The 22505-nt window shown below is 34.9% G+C and carries 20 protein-coding genes and 1 tRNA gene; 8 read left to right on the forward strand and 13 right to left on the reverse strand.

The window, feature by feature from the left end; translation table 11 throughout:
• The first annotated feature begins 19 nt into the window (after positions 1–19).
• Positions 20–1261: a DEAD/DEAH box helicase gene (locus I3217_RS09155; protein ID WP_435049460.1), complete on the forward strand. Its 1242-nt coding sequence runs from the start codon at positions 20–22 to the stop codon at positions 1259–1261.
• Between the two features lie 6 nt (positions 1262–1267).
• Here the strand turns inward: I3217_RS09155 and I3217_RS09160 are convergent, their stop codons facing one another.
• The gene (locus I3217_RS09160) at positions 1268–1933 is read right to left on the reverse strand and encodes a M15 family metallopeptidase (RefSeq protein ID WP_435049461.1); all 666 of its coding nucleotides are present in this window, start codon (positions 1931–1933) and stop codon (positions 1268–1270) included.
• Positions 1934–1976: 43 nt separating this feature from the next.
• Here I3217_RS09160 and I3217_RS09165 point away from each other — a divergent pair, with 43 nt between their 5' ends.
• The 5 genes from I3217_RS09165 (at position 1977) to I3217_RS09185 (ending at position 6414) form a co-directional block, all read left to right on the forward strand.
• Positions 1977–2336 (forward strand): DoxX family protein, encoded by a 360-nt coding sequence (locus tag I3217_RS09165; protein WP_435049462.1) that lies wholly within the window; start codon positions 1977–1979, stop codon positions 2334–2336.
• A 1-nt stretch (position 2337) separates the two neighbouring features.
• Entirely contained in the window at positions 2338–2934 is a 597-nt protein-coding gene (locus tag I3217_RS09170; RefSeq protein ID WP_435049463.1) for an alpha-ketoglutarate-dependent dioxygenase AlkB family protein, read from the forward strand.
• A 339-nt stretch (positions 2935–3273) separates the two neighbouring features.
• The gene (locus I3217_RS09175) at positions 3274–4197 is read left to right on the forward strand and encodes an alpha/beta hydrolase (RefSeq protein ID WP_435049464.1); all 924 of its coding nucleotides are present in this window, start codon (positions 3274–3276) and stop codon (positions 4195–4197) included.
• A gap of 210 nt (positions 4198–4407) precedes the next feature.
• Entirely contained in the window at positions 4408–5673 is a 1266-nt protein-coding gene (locus I3217_RS09180) for a DUF819 domain-containing protein (protein ID WP_435049465.1), read from the forward strand.
• A gap of 51 nt (positions 5674–5724) precedes the next feature.
• A complete protein-coding gene (locus I3217_RS09185) occupies positions 5725–6414 on the forward strand; it encodes a DUF4369 domain-containing protein (protein WP_435049466.1) in 690 nt (229 codons plus the stop codon).
• 116 nt (positions 6415–6530) lie between these two features.
• Here I3217_RS09185 and I3217_RS09190 read toward each other — a convergent pair.
• Positions 6531–6604: transfer RNA gene (locus I3217_RS09190), tRNA-Thr, on the reverse strand.
• A 62-nt stretch (positions 6605–6666) separates the two neighbouring features.
• Complete coding sequence (locus tag I3217_RS09195) at positions 6667–6936, reverse strand: hypothetical protein (RefSeq protein WP_435049467.1); 270 nt, start codon at positions 6934–6936, stop codon at positions 6667–6669.
• 457 nt (positions 6937–7393) lie between these two features.
• Here I3217_RS09195 and I3217_RS09200 point away from each other — a divergent pair, with 457 nt between their 5' ends.
• Positions 7394–7765 (forward strand): hypothetical protein, encoded by a 372-nt coding sequence (locus tag I3217_RS09200; RefSeq protein ID WP_435049468.1) that lies wholly within the window; start codon positions 7394–7396, stop codon positions 7763–7765.
• Between the two features lie 34 nt (positions 7766–7799).
• Here the strand turns inward: I3217_RS09200 and I3217_RS09205 are convergent, their stop codons facing one another.
• Genes I3217_RS09205 through idi form a run of 3 tightly spaced genes read right to left on the reverse strand, consistent with a single transcriptional unit; the run spans position 7800 to position 9712 of the window.
• Complete coding sequence (locus I3217_RS09205; protein WP_435049469.1) at positions 7800–8771, reverse strand: type I phosphomannose isomerase catalytic subunit; 972 nt, start codon at positions 8769–8771, stop codon at positions 7800–7802.
• A gap of 3 nt (positions 8772–8774) precedes the next feature.
• Positions 8775–9185: a 6-pyruvoyl trahydropterin synthase family protein gene (locus I3217_RS09210; RefSeq protein ID WP_435049470.1), complete on the reverse strand. Its 411-nt coding sequence runs from the start codon at positions 9183–9185 to the stop codon at positions 8775–8777.
• Complete coding sequence (gene idi / locus I3217_RS09215; protein WP_435049471.1) at positions 9185–9712, reverse strand: isopentenyl-diphosphate Delta-isomerase; 528 nt, start codon at positions 9710–9712, stop codon at positions 9185–9187. The genes I3217_RS09210 and idi overlap by 1 nt, the downstream gene beginning before the upstream one ends.
• A gap of 126 nt (positions 9713–9838) precedes the next feature.
• Here idi and I3217_RS09220 point away from each other — a divergent pair, with 126 nt between their 5' ends.
• Positions 9839–11428 (forward strand): peptide chain release factor 3, encoded by a 1590-nt coding sequence (locus tag I3217_RS09220; RefSeq protein WP_435049472.1) that lies wholly within the window; start codon positions 9839–9841, stop codon positions 11426–11428.
• 166 nt (positions 11429–11594) lie between these two features.
• Here I3217_RS09220 and I3217_RS09225 read toward each other — a convergent pair whose 3' ends face one another.
• From I3217_RS09225 to rplK, 7 genes are all read right to left on the reverse strand, one after another.
• Positions 11595–11912 carry a DUF3467 domain-containing protein gene (locus I3217_RS09225; RefSeq protein WP_435049473.1) on the reverse strand — a complete coding sequence of 106 codons (318 nt, stop codon included), beginning with the start codon at positions 11910–11912 and terminating at the stop codon, positions 11595–11597.
• 117 nt (positions 11913–12029) lie between these two features.
• Complete coding sequence (gene rpoC / locus I3217_RS09230) at positions 12030–16334, reverse strand: DNA-directed RNA polymerase subunit beta' (protein ID WP_435049474.1); 4305 nt, start codon at positions 16332–16334, stop codon at positions 12030–12032.
• A 69-nt stretch (positions 16335–16403) separates the two neighbouring features.
• On the reverse strand, positions 16404–20216 hold the full coding sequence (gene rpoB, locus I3217_RS09235; protein ID WP_435049475.1) for a DNA-directed RNA polymerase subunit beta: 3813 nt from the start codon (positions 20214–20216) through the stop codon (positions 16404–16406).
• A 123-nt stretch (positions 20217–20339) separates the two neighbouring features.
• Positions 20340–20714 carry a 50S ribosomal protein L7/L12 gene (rplL, locus tag I3217_RS09240; RefSeq protein ID WP_435049476.1) on the reverse strand — a complete coding sequence of 125 codons (375 nt, stop codon included), beginning with the start codon at positions 20712–20714 and terminating at the stop codon, positions 20340–20342.
• Positions 20715–20777: 63 nt separating this feature from the next.
• Positions 20778–21299: a 50S ribosomal protein L10 gene (gene rplJ / locus I3217_RS09245; protein WP_435049477.1), complete on the reverse strand. Its 522-nt coding sequence runs from the start codon at positions 21297–21299 to the stop codon at positions 20778–20780.
• 19 nt (positions 21300–21318) lie between these two features.
• Complete coding sequence (rplA, locus tag I3217_RS09250) at positions 21319–22008, reverse strand: 50S ribosomal protein L1 (RefSeq protein WP_435049478.1); 690 nt, start codon at positions 22006–22008, stop codon at positions 21319–21321.
• A gap of 20 nt (positions 22009–22028) precedes the next feature.
• On the reverse strand, positions 22029–22466 hold the full coding sequence (gene rplK, locus I3217_RS09255; RefSeq protein ID WP_435049479.1) for a 50S ribosomal protein L11: 438 nt from the start codon (positions 22464–22466) through the stop codon (positions 22029–22031).
• Positions 22467–22505: the final 39 nt, after the last annotated feature.

Raw genomic sequence — 22505 nt, forward strand, 5'->3', positions numbered from 1 at the left:
TTATAAATTTCGAAGGCTTATGTCATTTAAAGACTTAAAATTAAACCGTCCACTGTTAAGAGCTGTTGCTGAAGCAGGATACGACAACCCTACTTTAATTCAGGAAAAAACCATTCCTGCTGTTTTAGACCAAAAAGACGTAATTGCATCTGCTCAAACCGGTACAGGAAAAACTGCCGCCTTCGCTTTACCTATTTTACAATTACTTTTCGATTTTCAGGACGCCCCTAAAAGAGGAAAAAAAATAAAAGCTTTAATTGTTAGTCCTACCCGAGAATTGGCTATCCAGATTGAAGAAAATTTTAAAATTTACAGCAAATACACCAACTTAAGAAGTACAGTTATTTTTGGTGGAGCCCCTATAGAACCTCAAATAGATGTCCTTAAAAAAGGTGTAGACATTTTAATTGCAACTCCTGGAAGATTACTCGATTTACATAAACAAGACGTTGTTAATTTAGATTATATACAAACTCTGGTGCTAGATGAAGCGGACCTTATGCTGGACATGGGGTTTCTGGACGATGTAAAAAAGATTGAACGTTTATGTCCGCAAGACAAACAAATTTTGTTGTTCTCAGCAACCATGCCTTTTAAGGTAGAACAACTGGCCAATACAATTTTAAAAACGCCAATCAGGATTGAAGTTTCACCAACTTCATCGGCTGCAAAAAGCGTCTCACAAGTATTGTATTATGTTCCGAAAAGAAATAAAATAGAATTGTGTTTACATTTACTTAGAAACACAATAAAAGGGAATATAATCATTTTTCGACGCACAAAATTTGGAGTCGACAAACTGGAAAAAACTCTATTAAAAAACGGTTATAAAGTTGAAAGTTTTCATGGCGACAAATCTCAAACCGACCGACAAGATGCTCTGAACAGATTTAAAAATAACGAAGTTAATATTTTAATAGCTACAGATGTTGCCGCCAGAGGGATTGATATCACAGACCTTGATGCTGTAATAAATTTCGATATGCCAAACGTTCCAGAAACCTATGTCCACAGAATAGGTCGTACCGGAAGAGCTGGTAAAACCGGAATGTCTTATTCCTTATGCTCTGCTGATGAGAAAGCGTATATTAAAACGATTCAGCAACTTATTCAAAGAGAAATTGCTGTAGAGCAAGACCACCCTTATCCTTTAGACCCCAAGGCAAAACCCGAAGTTCACAAATCAAAAAAAACAGGAAGCAAACACAAAAAAGGAAGAAAATCAGAAGGATCTAAAAAGAAGAAAAAAAGATGGTATTAAGCAATTTTATTCCACAGGAAAATTAAAATACTGATCTTTAAAAGGTTCATTTCGTAATGTAAAATGCCACCATTCTTTACTATAGCTCCTGAAACCATGTTTTTGCATGACATTTTGCAATAACTGCCTGTTTTGTTTTTGAACAGGTGTTAAATTGTCATATTCAACCCAGGAAGGTTCTCCAAAAAAATCGTAGTTAGATCCCATATCAACAGGAGCTCCTGTTTTCAAATCAGCCAAAGTTAAATCTACGGTGCTCCCGCTACTGTGTCTGGATTTAGATGCGATATATCCATCTCTAAACAAATAACGCTTATCAACATCCGGATAAAAATAAGGCTTCATAATCGTATCATTCAATTTCTTTGCCCATGTTATAAAATGATTAACAGCCTCCTGAGGACGATAAGCATCATAAATTCTTAGCGATAGATTCTTAGACTGTAATTCCTTCTGAACTGCTTTTAACGCCTCTGCTGTTTTAACAGTAACAATACCGACAGCTTTGTTATAACCGTGAATTGGAGTCCCTACAAAATTATAATCTGTGCAATAACGCAATTCTAATTGAATTGTAGAGTCTACATTATTAATATAAACAAAACCATTTGGTAACTGAGAAAAACCCTGATAACCAATAAATAGTAGTAAAAAAATCAGCTTAAATTTCATATATAAATTGTTATGAGCTAATTTAGAGAAAATAAATTGTCTTATGACGTATCCTTGGCATTTATACCTAATGGCCTCTTTCTATATCATGGCTGGAATTTTACATTTTATACAACCAAAAATGTACAAACGAATTATGCCAAATTACTTACCCAAACATGATTTACTAATTGGATTAAGTGGGGTTTCTGAAATGATTCTTGGTTTTACCGTTTGTATGCCTCCATTTAAAAATTTTTCTATATATGCCATTATTGTAATGCTTAGTATTTTCCTTCTAGTACATTTTTATATGCTTCAAAATGAAACTACAGTCATAAAAATTCCAAAATGGATACTATTTTTACGCATTCCATTACAATTTGTACTCATGTACTGGGCCTATAGTTATATCCAATTATAGTATGCTGTTTTCAGATCATAAAATTCAATTACACTTAAAAGATGCAAACATTTCATATTTCCCTTCTTTTTTAAATAAAGAAACATCTGATTTTTATTTTCAAGACCTACTCCAAAACATATCCTGGAAACAGGATGAAATAACAATTTTTGGAAAAACTCATTTGCAACCCAGATTAACAGCTTTATATGCAGAAAACTCAAACCCCTATTCCTATTCTGGAATAACCATGTACCCCAAACCTTTTATAAAAAGCCTTAATGAAATTAGACAGAAAGTAGAATCGGAGATAAAAACAAAATTCACGACCTGTTTATGTAATCTTTACCGAAATGGATCCGATAGTAATGGCTGGCATTCAGACAATGAAAAATCTTTAGGTCCCAATCCCATCATCGCGTCTGTATCATTTGGTGCAGAACGCAATTTTCAATTAAAACACAAAACCGAAAAAAGTTTAAAACAAAACCTTGTCTTAAATCATGGTAGTCTATTGATTATGCAAGGCAAGACTCAAGAATACTGGTTGCACCAAATTCCTAAAACAAAAAAAGAAATAGGAAGGCGAATTAATTTAACCTTCAGAATTATAAACTAAAAAACCGAGGTCCCTCAACCTCGGTTTTCGTTATTTGCACTTTTATTATGTAGTTAGATTTAGGGTCTCTAGCATCAACAACACAATGCAAACATTAATTAATTAATTAATTAATCCATTAACTAAAATATTTTTTAGTACAATTCAAAGATAGAATTATACCTGAAAAAGCAAGTTTAAAAGCCTTTTATTTCGACGAAATACATATAATTTTAACATTTACAGATGAAATTCACTAAAAAACGATTAAAAACAATCCTTAACATCTCTAAATATTACTAATAATTTAAATATTCAAAACATATTTTACCGTAACTTTAGATATCTAAAATTTTAATCATGAAATTCCAATTTTCCTTTATTTTATGCTTATTCTTCATTTACGGACTGGCACAGGAACAAAATTATAGCTCGGAAGATTTAACAATCACAGATTTAATTGACGGGACCTTACTTACTCCAAACGGAGTATCGAAGCCAAATTTAGGAATCCTAATCGCTGGTTCAGGACCGACAGATAGAAATGGAAATCAGAACTTCTTAAAAAATAATGTACTTAAAAAATTGGCAGAAGACCTCACCAAAGACGGCACTGCTACTTTTAGATATGACAAACGTATTGTAAAACAAATTAAAACTAATAAGATAGATAATACTGTTAGTTTTGATGACTTTGTAAACGATGCCATCGAGGTCATAAAGTATTTCAAATCAACAAACCAATACAATCATATATTCATAATTGGCCATAGCCAGGGTAGTTTAGTAGGTATGCTTGCAGCAAAAGACTATGCCGACGGGTTTATTTCTATTGCAGGAGCCGGGCGAAGTATCGATTTGGTAATTATGGACCAACTACAAACCAATGCACCAATTTATTATGAAGATGCCAAACGAATTTTTGAGGTTTTAAAATCTGGTCAAACCACGACTGATTATCCTCCTGAATTAAAATCTATATTTAACATCGAGGTCCAGCCATTTATTGCCAGCTGGATGAAATACAATCCTACCGAAGTAATAAAAGGGTTAAACATGCCTGTACTAATAATTAATGGAACAAATGATTTACAAGTCATGCCTAAAGAAGCAGAGCTTCTTCATGAAGCTGCACCAAATTCTACTCTAAAAATAATTGATAACATGAATCATGTATTAGTGCCCATTAATGGTGACCATATAGAAAATGCTAAATCATATAATGAATCAGCGAGGCCAATAGCTCCGGAACTGCTAACTACTATTGAAGCCTTCATAAAATAAGTCCATAAAAAAAGCATCCTCAAGGGATGCTTTTTCACTAACTAACCAACCAATATGAAAAATTACTACTCTTAATATTAAAGTAACCACACTTTAATAATCGTCATCGCAATAACTGATTATTAAAAAGCAATCATCGTGCCAAACTTTACGATAATCGTTTTTTTATAAGGGCTGAAATTGCTAATTTTCGGCATTTAACAAAATTTTATGGAAAACACCCCTATTTTCACAAATGATGCCATAGTTTTTGGCATCCTAATGCTCTCACTTGGATTCGTATTTTACACAGAATCAAAACAAACAAAATTCTGGAATTTATTTTACAAGTACATCCCCGGTTTATTAATGTGCTACCTTATTCCTGCCATTTTTAATTCCTTAGGTATCATATCTGCCGACGAATCAAAAACTTACTTTGTGGCCAGCCGCTATTTACTTCCTGCTGCATTGGTTTTAATGACCATTAGTATTGACTTAAAGGCCGTATTCAATTTAGGCTGGAAAGCGCTGATTATGTTTTTTACCGGTACCATTGGAATCATTTTAGGCGGTCCTTTGGCCATTCTAATCGTTTCCACTTTTTCTCCGGAAACTGTTGGAGGTGCAGGTTTTGATGCTGTTTGGAGAGGTCTTTCTACTCTGGCAGGCAGCTGGATAGGTGGCGGTGCAAACCAGGCAGCTATGCTAGAAATTTATGAATATAATCAGGAACTTTATGGCGGGATGGTTTTAGTCGATATTGTTGTTGCCAATATATGGATGGCTGTTGTCCTGCTGGGCATTGGAAAACGCAAAAAAATTGACACCTGGCTAAAAGCTGACAACACTGCCATTAACGAACTTCAGGAAAAAGTACAGCATTTTAGTGACAAAATTACCAGAATACCAAATTTGACAGATTATATCATGATTTTGTCATTCGCTTTCGTGGCAGTAGGTCTGGCACATTTTGGTTCTGAAGTTATTTCAAATTATTTAACGTCTAATTTTACAGTGGTAAGCGACCCTAAAAGTGCCTTATCGTCGTTTGGAAGCAGTTTTTTCTGGCTTATCACCATTGCCACAATTATTGGCATCCTATTATCTTTTACTAAAGCTAAAAATTACGAAGGTGCTGGTGCTAGCAAAATAGGTAGTGTATTTATTTATATTCTTGTTGCAACTATTGGTATGAAAATGGACTTAACCAAACTATTTGACAATCCAGGTTTAATATTAATAGGTCTAATCTGGATGACAATTCACGCTGGTTTACTCATTATAATAGCAAAATTAATTAAAGCGCCTTACTTTTTTCTGGCTGTTGGAAGTCAGGCCAACGTTGGAGGAGCTGCTTCTGCCCCGGTCGTTGCTGCTGCATTTCATCCGTCACTAGCCACTGTTGGTGCCCTACTCGCTGTGTTTGGTTATGTAGTCGGAACCTATGGAGCTATATTATGTACTGAGTTAATGAAAATCGTAGCCACCAACTAGCTTATAATAATTATTTAATTGATATTTGCCCCCTAAACATCAATATTAACAATGAAACAACTAACATTTATTTTAGGTTTATTACTAGCCGTTTCCTGCGGTAGAGACACAGGTAATTTAACTGTAAAAACACACGTAAAAGGATTAAAAAAAGGAACTGTTTACTTACAGAAAGCAGATGATTCAATTATAGTTAATGTAGATTCTGTAACCGTAAATGGCAATGAAGATTTTGAATTATATGCCAATGTGGAGTCACCAGAAGTCTTTTTTCTTAAATTAGATAAGAATGACAATACCAATGAAAAAATATTGTTTTTTGGCGAACCAGGTGAAATCACTATAAATACTACTTTAAAAAACTTTACTATAGATTCGAAAGTAACGGGATCTAAAAACCAGGACATTTTAGAAGACTACTTATTAGTAATGTCTAAACTAAATAACTCGAAATTAGATTTAATTAAGGAGGATTTTGAAGCCAGACAATCAGGTGATTCCTTAAGGATAAAAAAGGCAGTTGATGCTGCCAATAACTTAATTAAACGCAAATATCTATACACCGTAAATTTCGCAATGAATAATAAAGATTCAGAAGTCGCTCCTTATCTTGCGCTTACTGAAATTTACGATGCCAATATTAAGTGGTTAGACACTATAAACAATACGCTTACGCCTAAAGTTAAAGCTTCTAAATACGGTAAAGAATTACAGCATTATATCGATGAAATAAAAGAATAAATCGAAATATATGTAATAAAATCAAAAAGCTCAACTAACACGTTGAGCTTTTTATTTATGCCTTTATTTAAGTTTGAAACAAAAAAAAAGTTCAATGATTTTCATTGAACTTTTTGAGCCGATAGAGGGACTCGAACCCACGACCTGCTGATTACAAATCAGCTGCTCTAGCCAGCTGAGCTACATCGGCCTGAAATGCGAGTGCAAATATAAGCAGTTATCTCATATCTACAAATCTTTTTTTCATTTTTTTTAACCCAATTTATTTATTCTTTCAATAAGTGCTCTTCCCTTATCTTCCAACTCCTGGTTAATTGCCTTAAAATGAGATTTTTTATCTTCTACAGACTTATTGTTCACTTTTGCAATTAAATTATCGAATGTACTTATTGCATCGTCGATAATTGCTTCACTTTGCTCTGTACCCTTGTCTGTGTTTGAATATTCCCAAACATAAACAGCTTCGATAATGTCTCCTAAAACATAATTAATGTCTTTTTTAAGATCTCTTACATTTGCCATAATATAATAATTGTATTTATTTAGGCACAAAATTAAACTAATCCCATATAATATTTATAATATTTGATTTATAATTTATTGCTGTAAAGAAAAAAATATTTAAATTTATTACATGATTACTACCAAGATGGCATATAAGCAGATTTGTAAGCGCAATTCACAACAGTGGATGTCGTTTGTTATTTCTGTGCTTAAACCTAAGCTAAATATGCATCTTAAATAAACGTTACATTTTAATAATATAACCATAAACAAAAAGGTGCTTTTTTTAAAAGCACCTTTTTTATTTTCAGTCTAATATTAATTTTTAAAACTCAAATTATGAAATCCATTAAATCGCAAAAGCAAATCAATCAAAACATTTTTAAGTGCTCTCAACTCTCTAAAGTCATGTTTGGCACTTATCATCATTACAACTTAACACCCCACTTATTATATCCTTAAAACTTTTAAAATTATGAACACTAATATATATACCCACGTACCATTTTTAGTTACAGAACACGTAAGTAACGCTAACGGATTTTTATTACCGCACAATCTTTATAATACAGTAAAGGCTGTTGCTACCTATCCTTTAAAAGAATTTTATTTACAAGACATTCCTGCGCTTGAAGATTTTAAATTTAAAATGCACAAAAATGCCTTTTTGAATGATGAATTAACAATTCAGGCCCAATTAGTCAAAAAACATAGCCAGGGCTATTTAGTTAATGTTATAGTAACCAAAACAAAAAGCACCACAAAAAATCAAGAAACAATTTGTAGCGCTTTATTTGGTGTTCCTTTAGGCATTAATTTATATAAAGAAAACAAAACAGCTTGTTAAATAAAATTCCCGAGTGTTACACTTGGGATTTTTTTTACACATATACTTCAAGTAGCTTAGCTTGTTTTGCATTTATATGGTATGCCTTAATGCCGGCAGGTAATAATACCGTTTCTCCTTGTTTTATAGTTTCTTTATACGTATCGACAGTAATTTCTGCCTCGCCTTCTACACACATATAGATTAAGAAGGAATCATAAATATTTTCTTTAGTCAATGGTTCTGTCACCTGTAAAAAACTTGTTGTAAAATACGGACAACTAACCATTTCATTAGATTGATTTGGAGTTTTTTGATAAAACACTCTAAAATCATCATTCATATTAAAGTCTATAGCATCAATGGCTAAATCATTATGAAGTTCTCTTTCTTTTCCAAAAGCGTCCACCCGATCCCAATCATACACTCGATATGTAATATCACTGGTCTGTTGGATTTCAGCTAGCATGACTCCTGCTCCAATGGCATGCACTCGTCCTACCTCAATAAAATAGGTATCCCCTGCCTTCACCTTGTCAAAATTTAAAATTTCCGGAAGCGTTTTATTTTCAAGATGTTCCAGATAGATACCTGGAGTAATTTTATCGTTAAACCCTACTATTAAATTAGAATCTTTATCGGCCTGCATTACATACCACATCTCAGTCTTTCCAAAGGAATTGTGACGTTTCGCCGCTAATTCATCATTAGGATGTAATTGAATAGACAAATCTTCCTTCGCATCTATATACTTAATAAGTAATGGGAATTTATTACCAAAAATTCTATAATTCTGCACACCTAAAACATGCTCTTTATAGTTTTCTAAAAGCTGCTTTAAAGATTGCCCTTTCAACGGACCATTCGCAATTATAGAAGTATCGCCTTCTACATCACTAATTTCCCAGCTTTCTCCGGCATTAGGCAGTTTATGATCTTTATTCAATAATGATTTTAATTTATCTCCTCCCCAAATTTTATCTTTTAAAATGGGAGTAAATTTAATTGGGTATAAAAAGTCTTTCATATGTTAATTCCCAGAATATTTCACAAAATTACGGGGCGTTTCGTATAAGGTTATTTCTAAGTCTAAATGGGGTGCTAGGCGCGGTTTTATTCTATTATAAATTACGACGGCTATATGTTCGGCAGTTGGGTTTAACGCTTTAAATTCCGGCACATCCAAGTTCAGGTTTTTGTGGTCAAAAGGATCTTCTACTTCTTCCTTTAATAATTGTTTTAATATTTTCAAATCAATTACAAACCCCGTTTCTTCATCAATTTCTCCAGTTACACTGGCAATTACATTATAGTTATGCCCGTGATAATTAACGTTGTTACATTTACCAAAAACAAGTTGATTTTTCTCATCGCTCCAATCCTTTCTATACAATCGATGAGCGGCGTTAAAATAACTTTGTCTGCTAACCGTAACCTTCATTATAACTTAGAAACGTTTATGTGTTCGTAAAATTTATCAAATATAATTTTAAACCAGGACGTGTATATTTCCGGTCTTAATTTAATGTCTTCTTGTACGTCTTTTAACGACATCCATTTCCAATCTGCTACTTCTTCAGGGTTTATTTTAGGTTCATCGTTATAATACCCTATTAAAATATGGTCGTACTCATGCTCGATTAAACCATTTTCAAATGGTGATTTATAAATAAATGAAGTAGTTTCTTCCAAAGCTGTTACAAATCCCATTTCCTCCTGTAAACGTCGTCTTCCTGCTTCAATATTAGATTCGCCTTCACGCTGATGGCTACAACAAGTATTTGTCCATAAACCTGGTGTATGATATTTATCTAGGGCGCGTTGCTGTAGCATTAATTCATCTTTATCATTAAAAACAAATACGGAAAATGCACGGTGTAGCACTCCTTTTTCATGCGCTTCAAGCTTGGACATATGCCCTATTGGCATATCATTTTCATCCACTAAAATTACCTTCTCTTCTGTCATTTTGTAAAAATACCAAGTAAATTTTTAAAATTCGTTATTGTGACGATAAAATTAAAAAGCCTTAGCTACAATCCAAGAAAATCCTTGTAATAATATTATCTTTGCGACCTATTTTCAAGTACAATTATGAGTTTTAAAAGTGAAATAAACAGACGCCGAACGTTTGGTATCATATCGCATCCCGATGCAGGAAAAACAACTTTAACAGAAAAACTATTACTTTTCGGAGGGGCTATTCAAGAGGCTGGTGCTGTAAAAAGTAACAAAATTAAAAAAGGTGCTACGAGTGACTTTATGGAAATTGAACGCCAGCGTGGTATTTCTGTTGCTACTTCGGTTTTAGCATTTGAATATAACGGCAACAAAATAAATATCCTGGATACCCCGGGACATAAAGATTTTGCCGAAGACACTTTTAGAACATTAACTGCTGTAGATAGTGTTATTGTGGTTATCGACGTCGCCAAAGGGGTTGAGGAACAAACGGAAAAATTGGTTGAAGTTTGTCGCATGCGCAATATCCCGATGATTGTATTTATTAACAAACTGGATCGTGAAGGAAAAGATGCTTTCGATTTATTAGATGAAGTAGAGCAAAAACTAGGTCTAAAAGTTGTCCCTTTAAGTTTCCCTATTGGTATGGGATACGAATTTAAAGGCATTTATAATATCTGGGAAAAGAATATCAACCTTTTTAGTGGTGATAGCAGAAAAAATATTGAAGAAACCGTTGAAATTTCTGACTTGTCTTCTCCGGAGCTGGATAAGCTTGTAGGAGAAAAATCAGCGAATACATTAAGGGAAGAAATTGAACTAGTGGATGGTATTTACCCAGAATTTAGTAAAGAAGATTACCTGAATGGAGACATTCAACCCGTTTTCTTCGGCTCTGCTTTAAATAACTTTGGTGTTCGAGAATTACTGGATTGTTTTGTTGAAATAGCCCCTACACCTAGACCGAAACAAAGTGAAGAACGTCTTGTAAAACCAGATGAAGATAAATTTACAGGCTTTGTGTTTAAAATTCATGCCAACATGGATCCCAACCATAGAAACCGACTGGCATTCGTAAAAATTGTTTCTGGAGAATTTAAACGCAATGCTCCGTATTTACATGTACGACATAATAAAAAAGTAAAATTCTCCAGTCCAAATGCCTTTTTTGCAGAGAAAAAAGAGATTGTAGACATTTCATATCCGGGAGATATTGTTGGACTTCAGGATACCGGGAACTTTAAAATTGGAGATACATTAACAGAAGGTGAAATTATTCATTATAAAGGAATACCAAGTTTTTCGCCTGAGCATTTTAGATATATCAATAATGCCGACCCGTTAAAATCAAAACAACTTTATAAAGGTATTGATCAATTAATGGATGAAGGAGTAGCCCAATTATTCACTTTGGAATTAAATGGACGAAAAGTAATTGGAACGGTTGGAGCACTACAGTATGAAGTTATACAATACCGTTTAGAGCACGAGTACGGTGCTAAATGTAGCTACGAAAACTTAAATGTATATAAGGCTTGTTGGGTAAAACCAAAAGACCCTAAAAGTGAAGAGTTTAAAGAGTTTATGAGAGTTAAACAACGCTTTTTAGCAAAAGACAAAAGAAATCAATTAGTGTTTCTGGCCGACTCACAATTCTCTTTACAAATGACTGAACAAAAGTACCCGAATATTAAATTCCATTTAACATCAGAATTTGATTAACAGGACCAAACAATCACAAATAAAAAATCCCTTTGAAATAAATTTCAAAGGGATTTTTTAATATTACGCTTCTCCCGTTGGTTCAAAATTTAATGGGATTGGAGGTTGCTTCATAAAAAATTTCAATTAACTTCAATCTTTTACATTCTTATTCTTTTTGCTCGATTTAAGCTTCTCCAGTTGGTCCAAAATTTAATGGGATCGGAGGTTGCTCGTAATCTTTAATTTCACCATGAGCCTGTTCAAATCTGTGAACATTTTCGCCTAAAGCTTTTAATAAACGTTTAGCATGCTGCGGCGTTAATATAATTCTGGATTTCACTTTACTTTTTGGCGTTCCAGGCATAATACTTATAAAATCGACAACAAATTCTGAAATGGAATGATTAATAATTGCCAAATTAGAATAGGTCCCTTCAGCAATTTTTTCGTCTAATTCTATATTTATCTGTCCTTGTTTTTTCGGATCTTTTTCGTCTGACATATTTATTGATTTAAAAAAAAATCCTACTCAATTAAAATTAAGCAGGATTTTAAATTTTATACCCAACCTGCGTTGAGATAAATACTATTCCCGTACAAAAGTACGGGAATAGTCTCATTAGTTATAATTTACTTCTTGTTTTTTAGCTTGCATCATTTCATCAAACTCTTCTTTCGATCCTACGATAATGTGATCGTATTTACGTAAACCAGTACCTGCTGGAATTTTGTGTCCTACAATTACATTTTCTTTAAGACCTTCTAAATCGTCTACTTTACCGTTTACTGCAGCTTCGTTAAGCACCTTCGTAGTTTCCTGGAAGGATGCAGCCGAGATAAACGACTTAGTTTGAAGTGACGCTCTTGTAATACCCTGTAAGATTGGCGTAGCCGTTGCCGGTTGCGCATCTCTTGCAGTAACAAGTTCTTTATCTTCACGACGTAACAATGAGTTCTCGTCTCTTAACATAAACGGCGTAATAATTTGCCCTTCTTTAAGATTTGTAGAGTCTCCTGCGTTTTCTACAACTTTTAATCCGAAAATTTTATCGTTTTCTTCAATAAAGTCTGCTTTGTGTACTAATTGATCTTCTAAGAAGATAGTATCTCCAGAGTCAATAATCTGTACTTTACGCATCATTTGTCTTACAACAACCTCAAAGTGTTTATCGTTAATTTTTACCCCTTGTAAACGATATACTTCCTGTACTTCGTTAACTAAGTATTGTTGTACCGCAGAAGGCCCTTTAATATTTAAAATATCGTTAGGCGTAATAGAACCATCAGATAAAGGCATACCTGCTTTTACATAATCATTCTCCTGAACAAGGATTTGATTAGAAAGTTTTACAAGATATTTCTTAATATCTCCTAATTTAGATTCTACTATAATTTCGCGGTTACCACGCTTAATTTTACCAAAAGAAACAACACCATCAATTTCACTTACTACAGCCGGGTTAGAAGGGTTACGCGCTTCGAATAATTCTGTTACACGAGGTAAACCTCCTGTAATATCCCCTGCTTTAGCAGATTTACGAGGAATTTTAACTAATACCTTACCTACACCAATTTTCTCACCATCGTCAATCATTAAGTGCGCTCCAACTGGTAAGTTGTACGAACGTATAGGATTTCCTTTAGCGTCGTCTACGTGTAACGTAGGGATTAATTTCTTGTTTCTTGATTCAGAAATTACTTTTTCCTGGAATCCGGTTTGCTCATCGATTTCTACTTGATAAGTAACACCTTGCTCGATGTTCTCATAACGTATTTTTCCAGCAAATTCTGAAATAATTACACCGTTATAAGGGTCCCAAGAACAAACTACATCGCCTTTAGAAAGCTCTGCTCCGTTTTCTACATAAATTGTAGAACCGTAAGGAATATTGTTTGTACTTAAAGTAATACCTGTCTTTTTATCTATCAACTTCAATTCAGAAGTACGAGAAATAACGATATCTACAGCATTTCCTTCAGCATCTACACCTTTAACCGTTTTAAGATCTTCAATTTCTGCAATTCCGTTAAACTTAACGATTAACTTGTTTTCTTCTGAAATGTTACCAGCAATACCTCCCACGTGGAATGTACGAAGTGTTAACTGTGTACCTGGCTCACCAATAGACTGTGCAGCAACAACCCCAACAGCTTCTCCCATCTGAACCATTTTATTGGTTGCAAGGTTACGACCATAACATTTAGCACAGATACCTTTCTTAGCCTCACAAGTTAAAGCTGAACGTACTTCTACACTTTCTAAAGGAGAAGCATTAATAATATCAGCAATATCATCGGTAATTAACTCTCCAGCAGAAACAAGTACTTCTTCTGTTAATGGGTTAACTACATCGTGAAGAGATACACGACCTACTACACGCTCACCAATAGATTCAACTACTTCATCATTTTTCTTTAACGCAGAAACTTCAACACCTCTTAAAGTACCACAGTCTTCACTGTTAATGATAACATCCTGAGAAACGTCTACTAAACGACGCGTTAAGTACCCCGCATCTGCCGTTTTAAGAGCCGTATCCGCAAGACCTTTACGAGCACCGTGAGTAGAAATAAAGTATTCTAAAATTGAAAGTCCTTCTTTAAAGTTAGAAAGAATCGGGTTTTCGATAATTTCTCCACCACCTGCGTTAGATTTTTTAGGTTTTGCCATTAATCCACGCATACCAGTAAGCTGACGAATCTGCTCTTTAGATCCACGCGCTCCAGAATCAAGCATCATGAATACCGAGTTAAATCCTTGCTGATCTTCACGAATACGCTTCATAGACAATTCAGTCAATTCAGCATTCGTAGAAGTCCAGATATCAATAACCTGATTATAACGTTCGTTATTTGTAATAAGTCCCATGTTATAGTTTCCGGTAATACCGTCTACTAAACCATTAGCCTTATCAATCATACCTTGCTTTTCCGGCGGGATAATAATATCACCTAAACTGAATGATAATCCACCCTGAAATGCAAATTTGTAACCTAAAGTTTTAATTTCATCAAGGAAAGCAGCTGTTTCAGGAACAGATGTTACTCTTAAGATATTACCGATAATATCTCTTAATGATTTTTTAGTTAAAACCTGGTTTATATATCCTGCTGCATGTGGTACTTTTTCGTTAAATAATACACGACCTGCAGTAGTTTCAATAATTTGTAAAGTTATTTCTCCTTCGTCATTAAAGTCATAAGTTCTAACTTTAATACCAGCATTTAAGTCTAAGCGTTTCTCGTTGAAAGCAATAACTACTTCTTCCGGAGAATAGAATGTTAAACCTTCACCTTTAACTGGTACTTCCGGCGTAGACTTACGTAACTTGGTCATATAATATAAACCAAGTACCATGTCCTGAGAAGGTACTGTTACTGGCGAACCATTTGCAGGGTTTAAGATATTATGAGACGCTAACATTAATAATTGCGCTTCAAGAATAGCTTCTGGTCCTAATGGTAAATGCACCGCCATCTGGTCACCATCGAAATCCGCGTTAAACGCCGTACACACTAATGGGTGTAACTGAATCGCTTTACCTTCAATCAATTTAGGCTGGAACGCCTGGATACCCAGTCTGTGAAGCGTAGGAGCACGGTTTAGTAATACCGGATGTCCTTTAAGCACATTTTCCAAGATATCCCAAACCACTGGCTCTTTTTTATCTATAATTTTCTTAGCAGATTTTACAGTCTTTACAATACCTCTTTCGATTAACTTACGAATTACAAAAGGCTTATAAAGTTCTGCCGCCATATTTTTAGGTAAACCACACTCGAATAACTTCATTTCTGGTCCTACAACAATTACAGAACGCGCAGAATAGTCAACACGCTTACCTAATAAGTTTTGACGGAAACGACCTTGTTTACCTTTTAACGAGTCTGATAAAGATTTTAAAGGTCTGTTTGAATCTGTTTTAACCGCAGACGCTTTACGTGTATTATCGAATAACGAGTCTACAGATTCCTGTAACATACGTTTTTCGTTACGTAAAATCACCTCTGGTGCTTTAATCTCAACAAGACGTTTTAAACGGTTGTTTCGAATAATTACACGACGGTATAAGTCATTTAAATCTGAAGTTGCAAAACGACCTCCATCTAACGGCACTAACGGACGTAATTCCGGCGGAATAACAGGAATTACTTTCATAATCATCCACTCCGGACGGTTCTCTCTGTTTTCGTTAGATTCACGTAAAGCCTCTACAACCTGTAAACGCTTTAATGCTTCAGTTTTACGTTGTTTAGAAGTTTCTGTGTTTGCCTTATGACGTAATTGATAAGATAAAGCATCTAAATCGATACGCTCTAAAAGTTCTATTAAACACTCAGCCCCCATTTTAGCAATAAACTTATTAGGGTCTGTATCTTCTAAATATTGATTTTCCTGAGGAAGTGTTTCTAAAATATTTAAATACTCTTCTTCAGTTAAGAAATCCATTTTTTGTAACGGATCTCCCTCGGCATTTTTAGCATTACCCGGCTGAATTACTACATAACGTTCGTAGTAAATAATCATATCTAATTTCTTAGATGGTAATCCTAATAAATATCCTATTTTATTTGGTAAAGAACGGAAATACCAAATGTGAGCTACAGGAACCACAAGGTTAATGTGTCCCACACGGTCACGACGTACTTTCTTTTCTGTAACTTCTACCCCACAACGGTCACATACTATCCCTTTGTAGCGTATACGCTTATATTTTCCACAGGCACATTCGTAATCCTTAACAGGACCAAAAATACGCTCACAGAATAAACCATCACGTTCTGGTTTATGAGTTCGATAATTGATAGTTTCTGGCTTTAAAACCTCACCATTAGACTCTGCTAATATAGACTCTGGTGACGCTAAACCAATGGAGATTTTGTTAAACCTCTTTACTGCATTCTTATCTTGTTTTCTTGCCATAATATATGGTGATATCGAATTATTTGTAAACTTTAGCCCATCAGATAAAATAATCTGATGGGCAATATATTATTCCTCTAATCTAATGTCTAGTCCTAAACCTTTCAATTCGTGCATTAATACGTTGAAAGATTCTGGTAAACCAGGTTCTGGCATTTGCTCTCCTTTAACGATAGACTCGTAAGTTTTAGCTCTACCAATAACGTCATCAGATTTCACTGTCAATATTTCTCTTAGGGTGGCAGAAGCACCATAAGCTTCAAGAGCCCAAACCTCCATTTCTCCAAAACGCTGACCTCCAAACTGAGCTTTACCTCCAAGTGGTTGCTGCGTAATTAAAGAGTATGGTCCTATAGAACGTGCGTGCATTTTGTCATCAACCATATGCCCTAATTTTAACATATAGATAACTCCTACAGTTGCAGGCTGGTCGAAACGATCTCCAGTTCCACCATCATACAAATATGTATGACCGTATCTTGGAATTCCGGCTTCGTCTGTTAATTCATTAATCTGATCGATAGTTGCTCCGTCAAAAATAGGCGTTGCATACGTACGTCCTAATTTTTGTCCGGCCCAACCAAGAACAGTTTCGTAAATCTGACCAATGTTCATACGAGATGGTACCCCAAGTGGATTTAATACAATATCTACAGGTGTTCCATCTTCTAAGAATGGCATGTCTTCCTGACGTACTATACGAGCAACAATACCTTTGTTACCGTGACGTCCAGCCATTTTATCTCCTACTTTTAGTTTACGTTTTTTCGCAATGTAAACTTTAGCTAATTTAATAATACCAGAAGGTAATTCATCTCCTACAGAAATAGTAAACTTCTCACGTCTTAAAGCACCTTGTAAGTCATTTTCTTTAATCTTATAGTTATGAATTAAGTCTGCAACCAATTTATTAGTATGCTCATCTGTAGTCCATACACCAGATGTAAGATGCGTATAGTCTTCAACAGCATTTAACATTTTCAGGGTATATTTCTTTCCTTTAGGTAATACTTCTTCACCTAAATCATTATAAATTCCCTGCGCAGTTTTTCCGGCAACTAAAGCAAACAATTTATCAATTAAAATGTTCTTTAAGTCTTCGAATTTCGAATAATAAATACCTTCTAATTGCGTTATATCTTCTTTATCTTTTGCTCTCTTACGCTTATCTTTTACCGCGCGAGCAAATAATTTTTTATCGATAACTACACCATTTAACGATGGAGAAGCTTTTAAAGATGCATCTTTGACATCTCCCGCTTTATCACCAAAAATAGCACGTAATAATTTTTCTTCAGGTGTTGGATCGCTTTCCCCTTTAGGCGTGATTTTTCCGATAAGGATATCACCAGGTTTAACTTCGGCTCCAACACGAATCATACCGTTTTCATCTAAATCTTTAGTAGCTTCTTCAGAAACGTTAGGGATATCGTTAGTTAATTCTTCGTTACCTAACTTAGTATCTCTTACTTCTAAAGAGTACTCATCGATATGGATAGATGTAAAGATATCTTCACGAACCACTTTTTCTGAAATAACGATAGCATCCTCGAAGTTATACCCCTTCCAAGGCATGAAGGCTACTTTCATATTTCTACCAAGTGCTAGTTCTCCATTTTCAGTTGCATAACCCTGACAAAGCACCTGACCTTTTTGAACTTTATCGCCCTTGCGAACGATTGGCTTAAGGTTAATAGAGGTTCCTTGGTTCGTTTTTCTAAATTTAACTAATGGATATGTTTTAGTATCACTATCGAAACTAACTGCTGCTTCATCCTCTGTACGATCGTATCTGATAATAATTTCGTTAGCATCTACATACTCCACAATACCATCGCGCTCTGCATTAATTAATACACGAGAATCTTTAGCAACCTGACGCTCTAAACCAGTACCTACAATTGGTGCCTGAGCACGTAATAATGGAACGGCCTGACGCATCATGTTAGATCCCATCAACGCACGGTTCGCATCATCATGTTCAAGGAACGGAATTAAAGACGCCGATATAGACGAAATTTGATTAGGTGCAACGTCTGTATAATGAATATGCTCTGGCTCGATTACCGGGAAGTCACCTTCCATACGAGCAATTACTTTATCATGTACAATTTTAGCGTTTTCGTCTATTTGTACAGTTGCTTGTGCAATTAATTTCTCTTCTTCCTCTTCTGCACTTAAATACACCGGAGGATTAACAATATCCACAACTCCGTTTTCCACTGGACGGTAAGGAGTTTCGATGAATCCCATCGAATTCACTTTAGCATATACCGAAAGTGAAGAAATTAATCCAATGTTCGGACCTTCAGGAGTTTCAATCGGACATAAACGCCCGTAATGTGTATAGTGAACGTCACGTACTTCGAAACCGGCTCTTTCTCGAGATAAACCACCTGGTCCAAGAGCAGATAAACGACGTTTATGAGTAATCTCTGCTAATGGGTTAGTCTGATCCATGAACTGAGATAACTGGTTTGTTCCAAAGAACGAATTAATTACCGACGATAAAGTTTTCGCGTTAATTAAGTCTATTGGCGTAAACACCTCGTTATCACGAACGTTCATACGCTCACGAATAGTACGTGCCATACGTGCTAAACCAACACCAAATTGTTGTGATAATTGCTCACCTACAGTACGTACACGACGGTTAGATAAGTGATCAATATCATCAATCTCTGCTTTAGAGTTGATAAGCTCGATTAAATATTTAATAATGGTAATGATATCTTCTTTAGTAAGCACTTGCTTATCCATTCCAATATCAAGACCTAATTTTTTGTTCATTCTGTAACGTCCTACCTCACCTAAAGAGTATCGTTGATCTGAGAAGAATAGTTTATCTATAATTCCTCTTGCAGTTTCCTCGTCTGGCGGTTCAGCATTACGTAATTGACGATAGATGTGTTCTACAGCCTCTTTCTCAGAGTTAGTAGGGTCTTTTTGAAGTGTATTATGAATAATAGCATAATCTCCTTGTTGCGCAGATTCTTTATGTAAAAGAACCGTTTTTACATTCGCATCAAGAATTTCTTCAATATTGTCCTTGTCTAAAACTGTATCACGATCTAATACAATTTCGTTACGTTCGATAGATACAACTTCTCCAGTATCTTCGTCTACGAAATCTTCGTGCCATGTGTTAAGTACACGAGCAGCTAATTTACGTCCCTGATATTTCTTTAATCCGGATTTTGATACTTTTACCTCTTCAGCAAGATCGAAAATCTCAAGAATATCTTTATCACGTTCAAAACCTATAGCTCTGAATAACGTTGTTACCGGTAATTTTTTCTTACGATCGATATAAGCATACATTACACTGTTAATGTCTGTAGCGAATTCAATCCAAGATCCTTTAAATGGAATAACTCTGGCAGAGTATAATTTTGTCCCATTAGCATGGAAAGATTGACCAAAGAAAACCCCTGGTGAACGGTGTAATTGAGATACTACAACACGTTCTGCTCCATTAATGCAAAAAGTACCACTTGGAGTCATGTAAGGAATTGTTCCTAAATACACATCTTGAACAATAGTTTCGAAATCCTCGTGTTCAGGATCTGTACAATACAATTTTAACCTTGCTTTAAGCGGTACGCTGTAAGTAAGTCCTCTTTCAATACACTCTTCAATAGTGTATCTTGGCGGATCAATGAAGTAATCTAAAAATTCTAAAACAAATTGATTACGGGTGTCTGTTATTGGGAAGTTTTCCATGAAGGTATTGTATAACCCTTCATTACCTCTTTCTTCAGATTTAGTTTCTAGTTGGAAAAAATCCTGGAAGGATTTAATCTGAATATCCAAGAAATCTGGATAATCTGTTCTATTGATAATAGACGAGAAATTTAATCTTTCAGCTTGTGTTACTAACATCAATGGACGAAATTTTGATTAAAAATAATAATGACAGCGTATCGTACTAATATATACGCAAAATGGTTTAGGTCTTAGAGTATTACTCCAGACCTAAACCTTTGTATTGTTTGAAAGCTAAGCTTACTTAAGCTCAACCTCAGCTCCAGCCTCTTCTAAAGAAGATTTTAAACCTTCAGCTTCGTCTTTAGAAACACCTTCTTTAATTGGACTAGGTGCACCATCAACTAATTCTTTAGCTTCTTTTAATCCTAAACCAGTTAATTCTTTAACTAATTTTACAACTGCTAACTTAGAAGCTCCAGCTGCTTTAAGGATTACATCAAACTCAGTTTTTTCTTCTGCAGCTTCACCACCTGCAGCTGGTCCAGCAGCTACAGCTACAGCAGCAGCAGCAGGCTCGATACCATACTCATCTTTTAATATAGTAGCTAACTCGTTTACTTCTTTTACTGTTAAGTTAACTAATTGTTCTGCGAAATCTTTTAAATCTGCCATTTTCTATCGTTTTAATAAGTTTTTTAATTTAATATAATTGTGTAAAAGTGCGTACTTTTTTAATTACCCCTCTTTTTGAGATAATGTTTTTAAGACACCTGTTAATGTATTTCCACCTGATTGAAGTGCTGAAATAACATTCTTAGCAGGCGATTGTAACAATCCGATGATATCACCGATTAACTCTTCACGAGACTTGATTTCTACTAAGGCGTATAATTGGTCATCTCCTACGTAAATAGCTTCTTCAATAAAAGCACCTTTTAATAAAGGTTTTTCTGACTTCTTTCTGAAAGCTTTAATTACTTTAGCAGGAGCGTTTCCTGTTTCAGAATACATTACTGACGTGTTACCTTTTAAAACAGATGGTAAATCTCCAAAATCTTTATCTGAAGCTTCCATTGCTTTTTCAAGTAATGTGTTCTTAACAACTGCTAATTTTATATCTGCTTTAAAACAAGCACGACGTAAATCTGAAGTTAGACCTGCATTTAAGCCTGAAATATCAGCGATATAGATATTTGTATTTTCGGCTAATTGTGCAGTTAAGTCTTCAATTACTTGCGATTTTTCTTCTCTAGTCATAATAAAAGTTTTTAACTAATTAACCAATTTTAGGCTCAACAGCAATACTAGGACTCATTGTACTTGATATGTAAATACTCTTTACGTACGTACCTTTAGCCGCAGTTGGCTTTAATTTTATTAACGTTTGTATTAATTCATTTGCGTTTCCAGCAATTTGCTCTGGGCTAAATGATGCTTTACCAATTGCAGCGTGTACAATACCGGTTTTATCAACTTTAAAGTCAATTTTACCAGCTTTTACTTCAGTTACTGCTTTAGCAACATCCATAGTAACTGTACCTGTTTTAGGGTTTGGCATTAATCCACGAGGACCTAAGATACGACCTAAAGGACCTAATTTACCCATAACACTTGGCATAGTGATGATTACATCAACATCTGTCCAACCGCTTTTAATCTTATCTAAGTACTCATCTAATCCTACATAATCAGCGCCAGCTTCTTTCGCTTCTGCTTCTTTGTCTGGAGTAACTAATGCTAAAACTTTTACGTCTTTACCTGTACCATGAGGAAGAGATACAACACCTCTAACCATTTGGTTTGCTTTTCTTGGATCTACTCCTAAACGAACAGCGATATCTACAGAGGCATCAAATTTTGCATTTGTGATCTCTTTTACTAATGATGAAGCTTCGTTAATTGAATAGAATTTTCCTTTTTCTATTTTTGCTAAAGCTTCCTTTTGCTTTTTTGTTAATCTTGCCATTTTAAATGTCTTTTAATAGATTAATTTGGCGCGTTTCCGGTTACGGTAATTCCCATAGACCTCGCGGTACCTGCGATCATTTTCATAGCAGATTCTAAAGTAAATGCATTTAAATCCTGCATTTTATCTTCTGCAATAGTTTTAATCTGGTCCCAAGAAACTTTAGCTACTTTTTTTCGGTTTGGTTCACCTGAACCTTTTTTCACCTTGGCCGCTTCTAATAATTGTACTGCTGCTGGTGGTGTTTTGATTACGAAGTCAAATGATTTGTCTTTGTAAACAGAAATCACAACAGGTAATACTTTACCTTGTTTATCTTGCGTTCTAGCATTGAATTGCTTACAGAACTCCATGATATTAACACCTGCAGCTCCTAAAGCGGGTCCAACCGGTGGCGACGGATTCGCTGCACCTCCCCGAACTTGTAACTTAACTACTTTACCTAATTCTTTTGCCATTTTTAATAATTTAATTGTGATGTGCCTATACTGTTGGAA

The organism is Formosa sp. S-31 (assembly GCF_051172795.1).
Classification (GTDB): domain Bacteria; phylum Bacteroidota; class Bacteroidia; order Flavobacteriales; family Flavobacteriaceae; genus Formosa.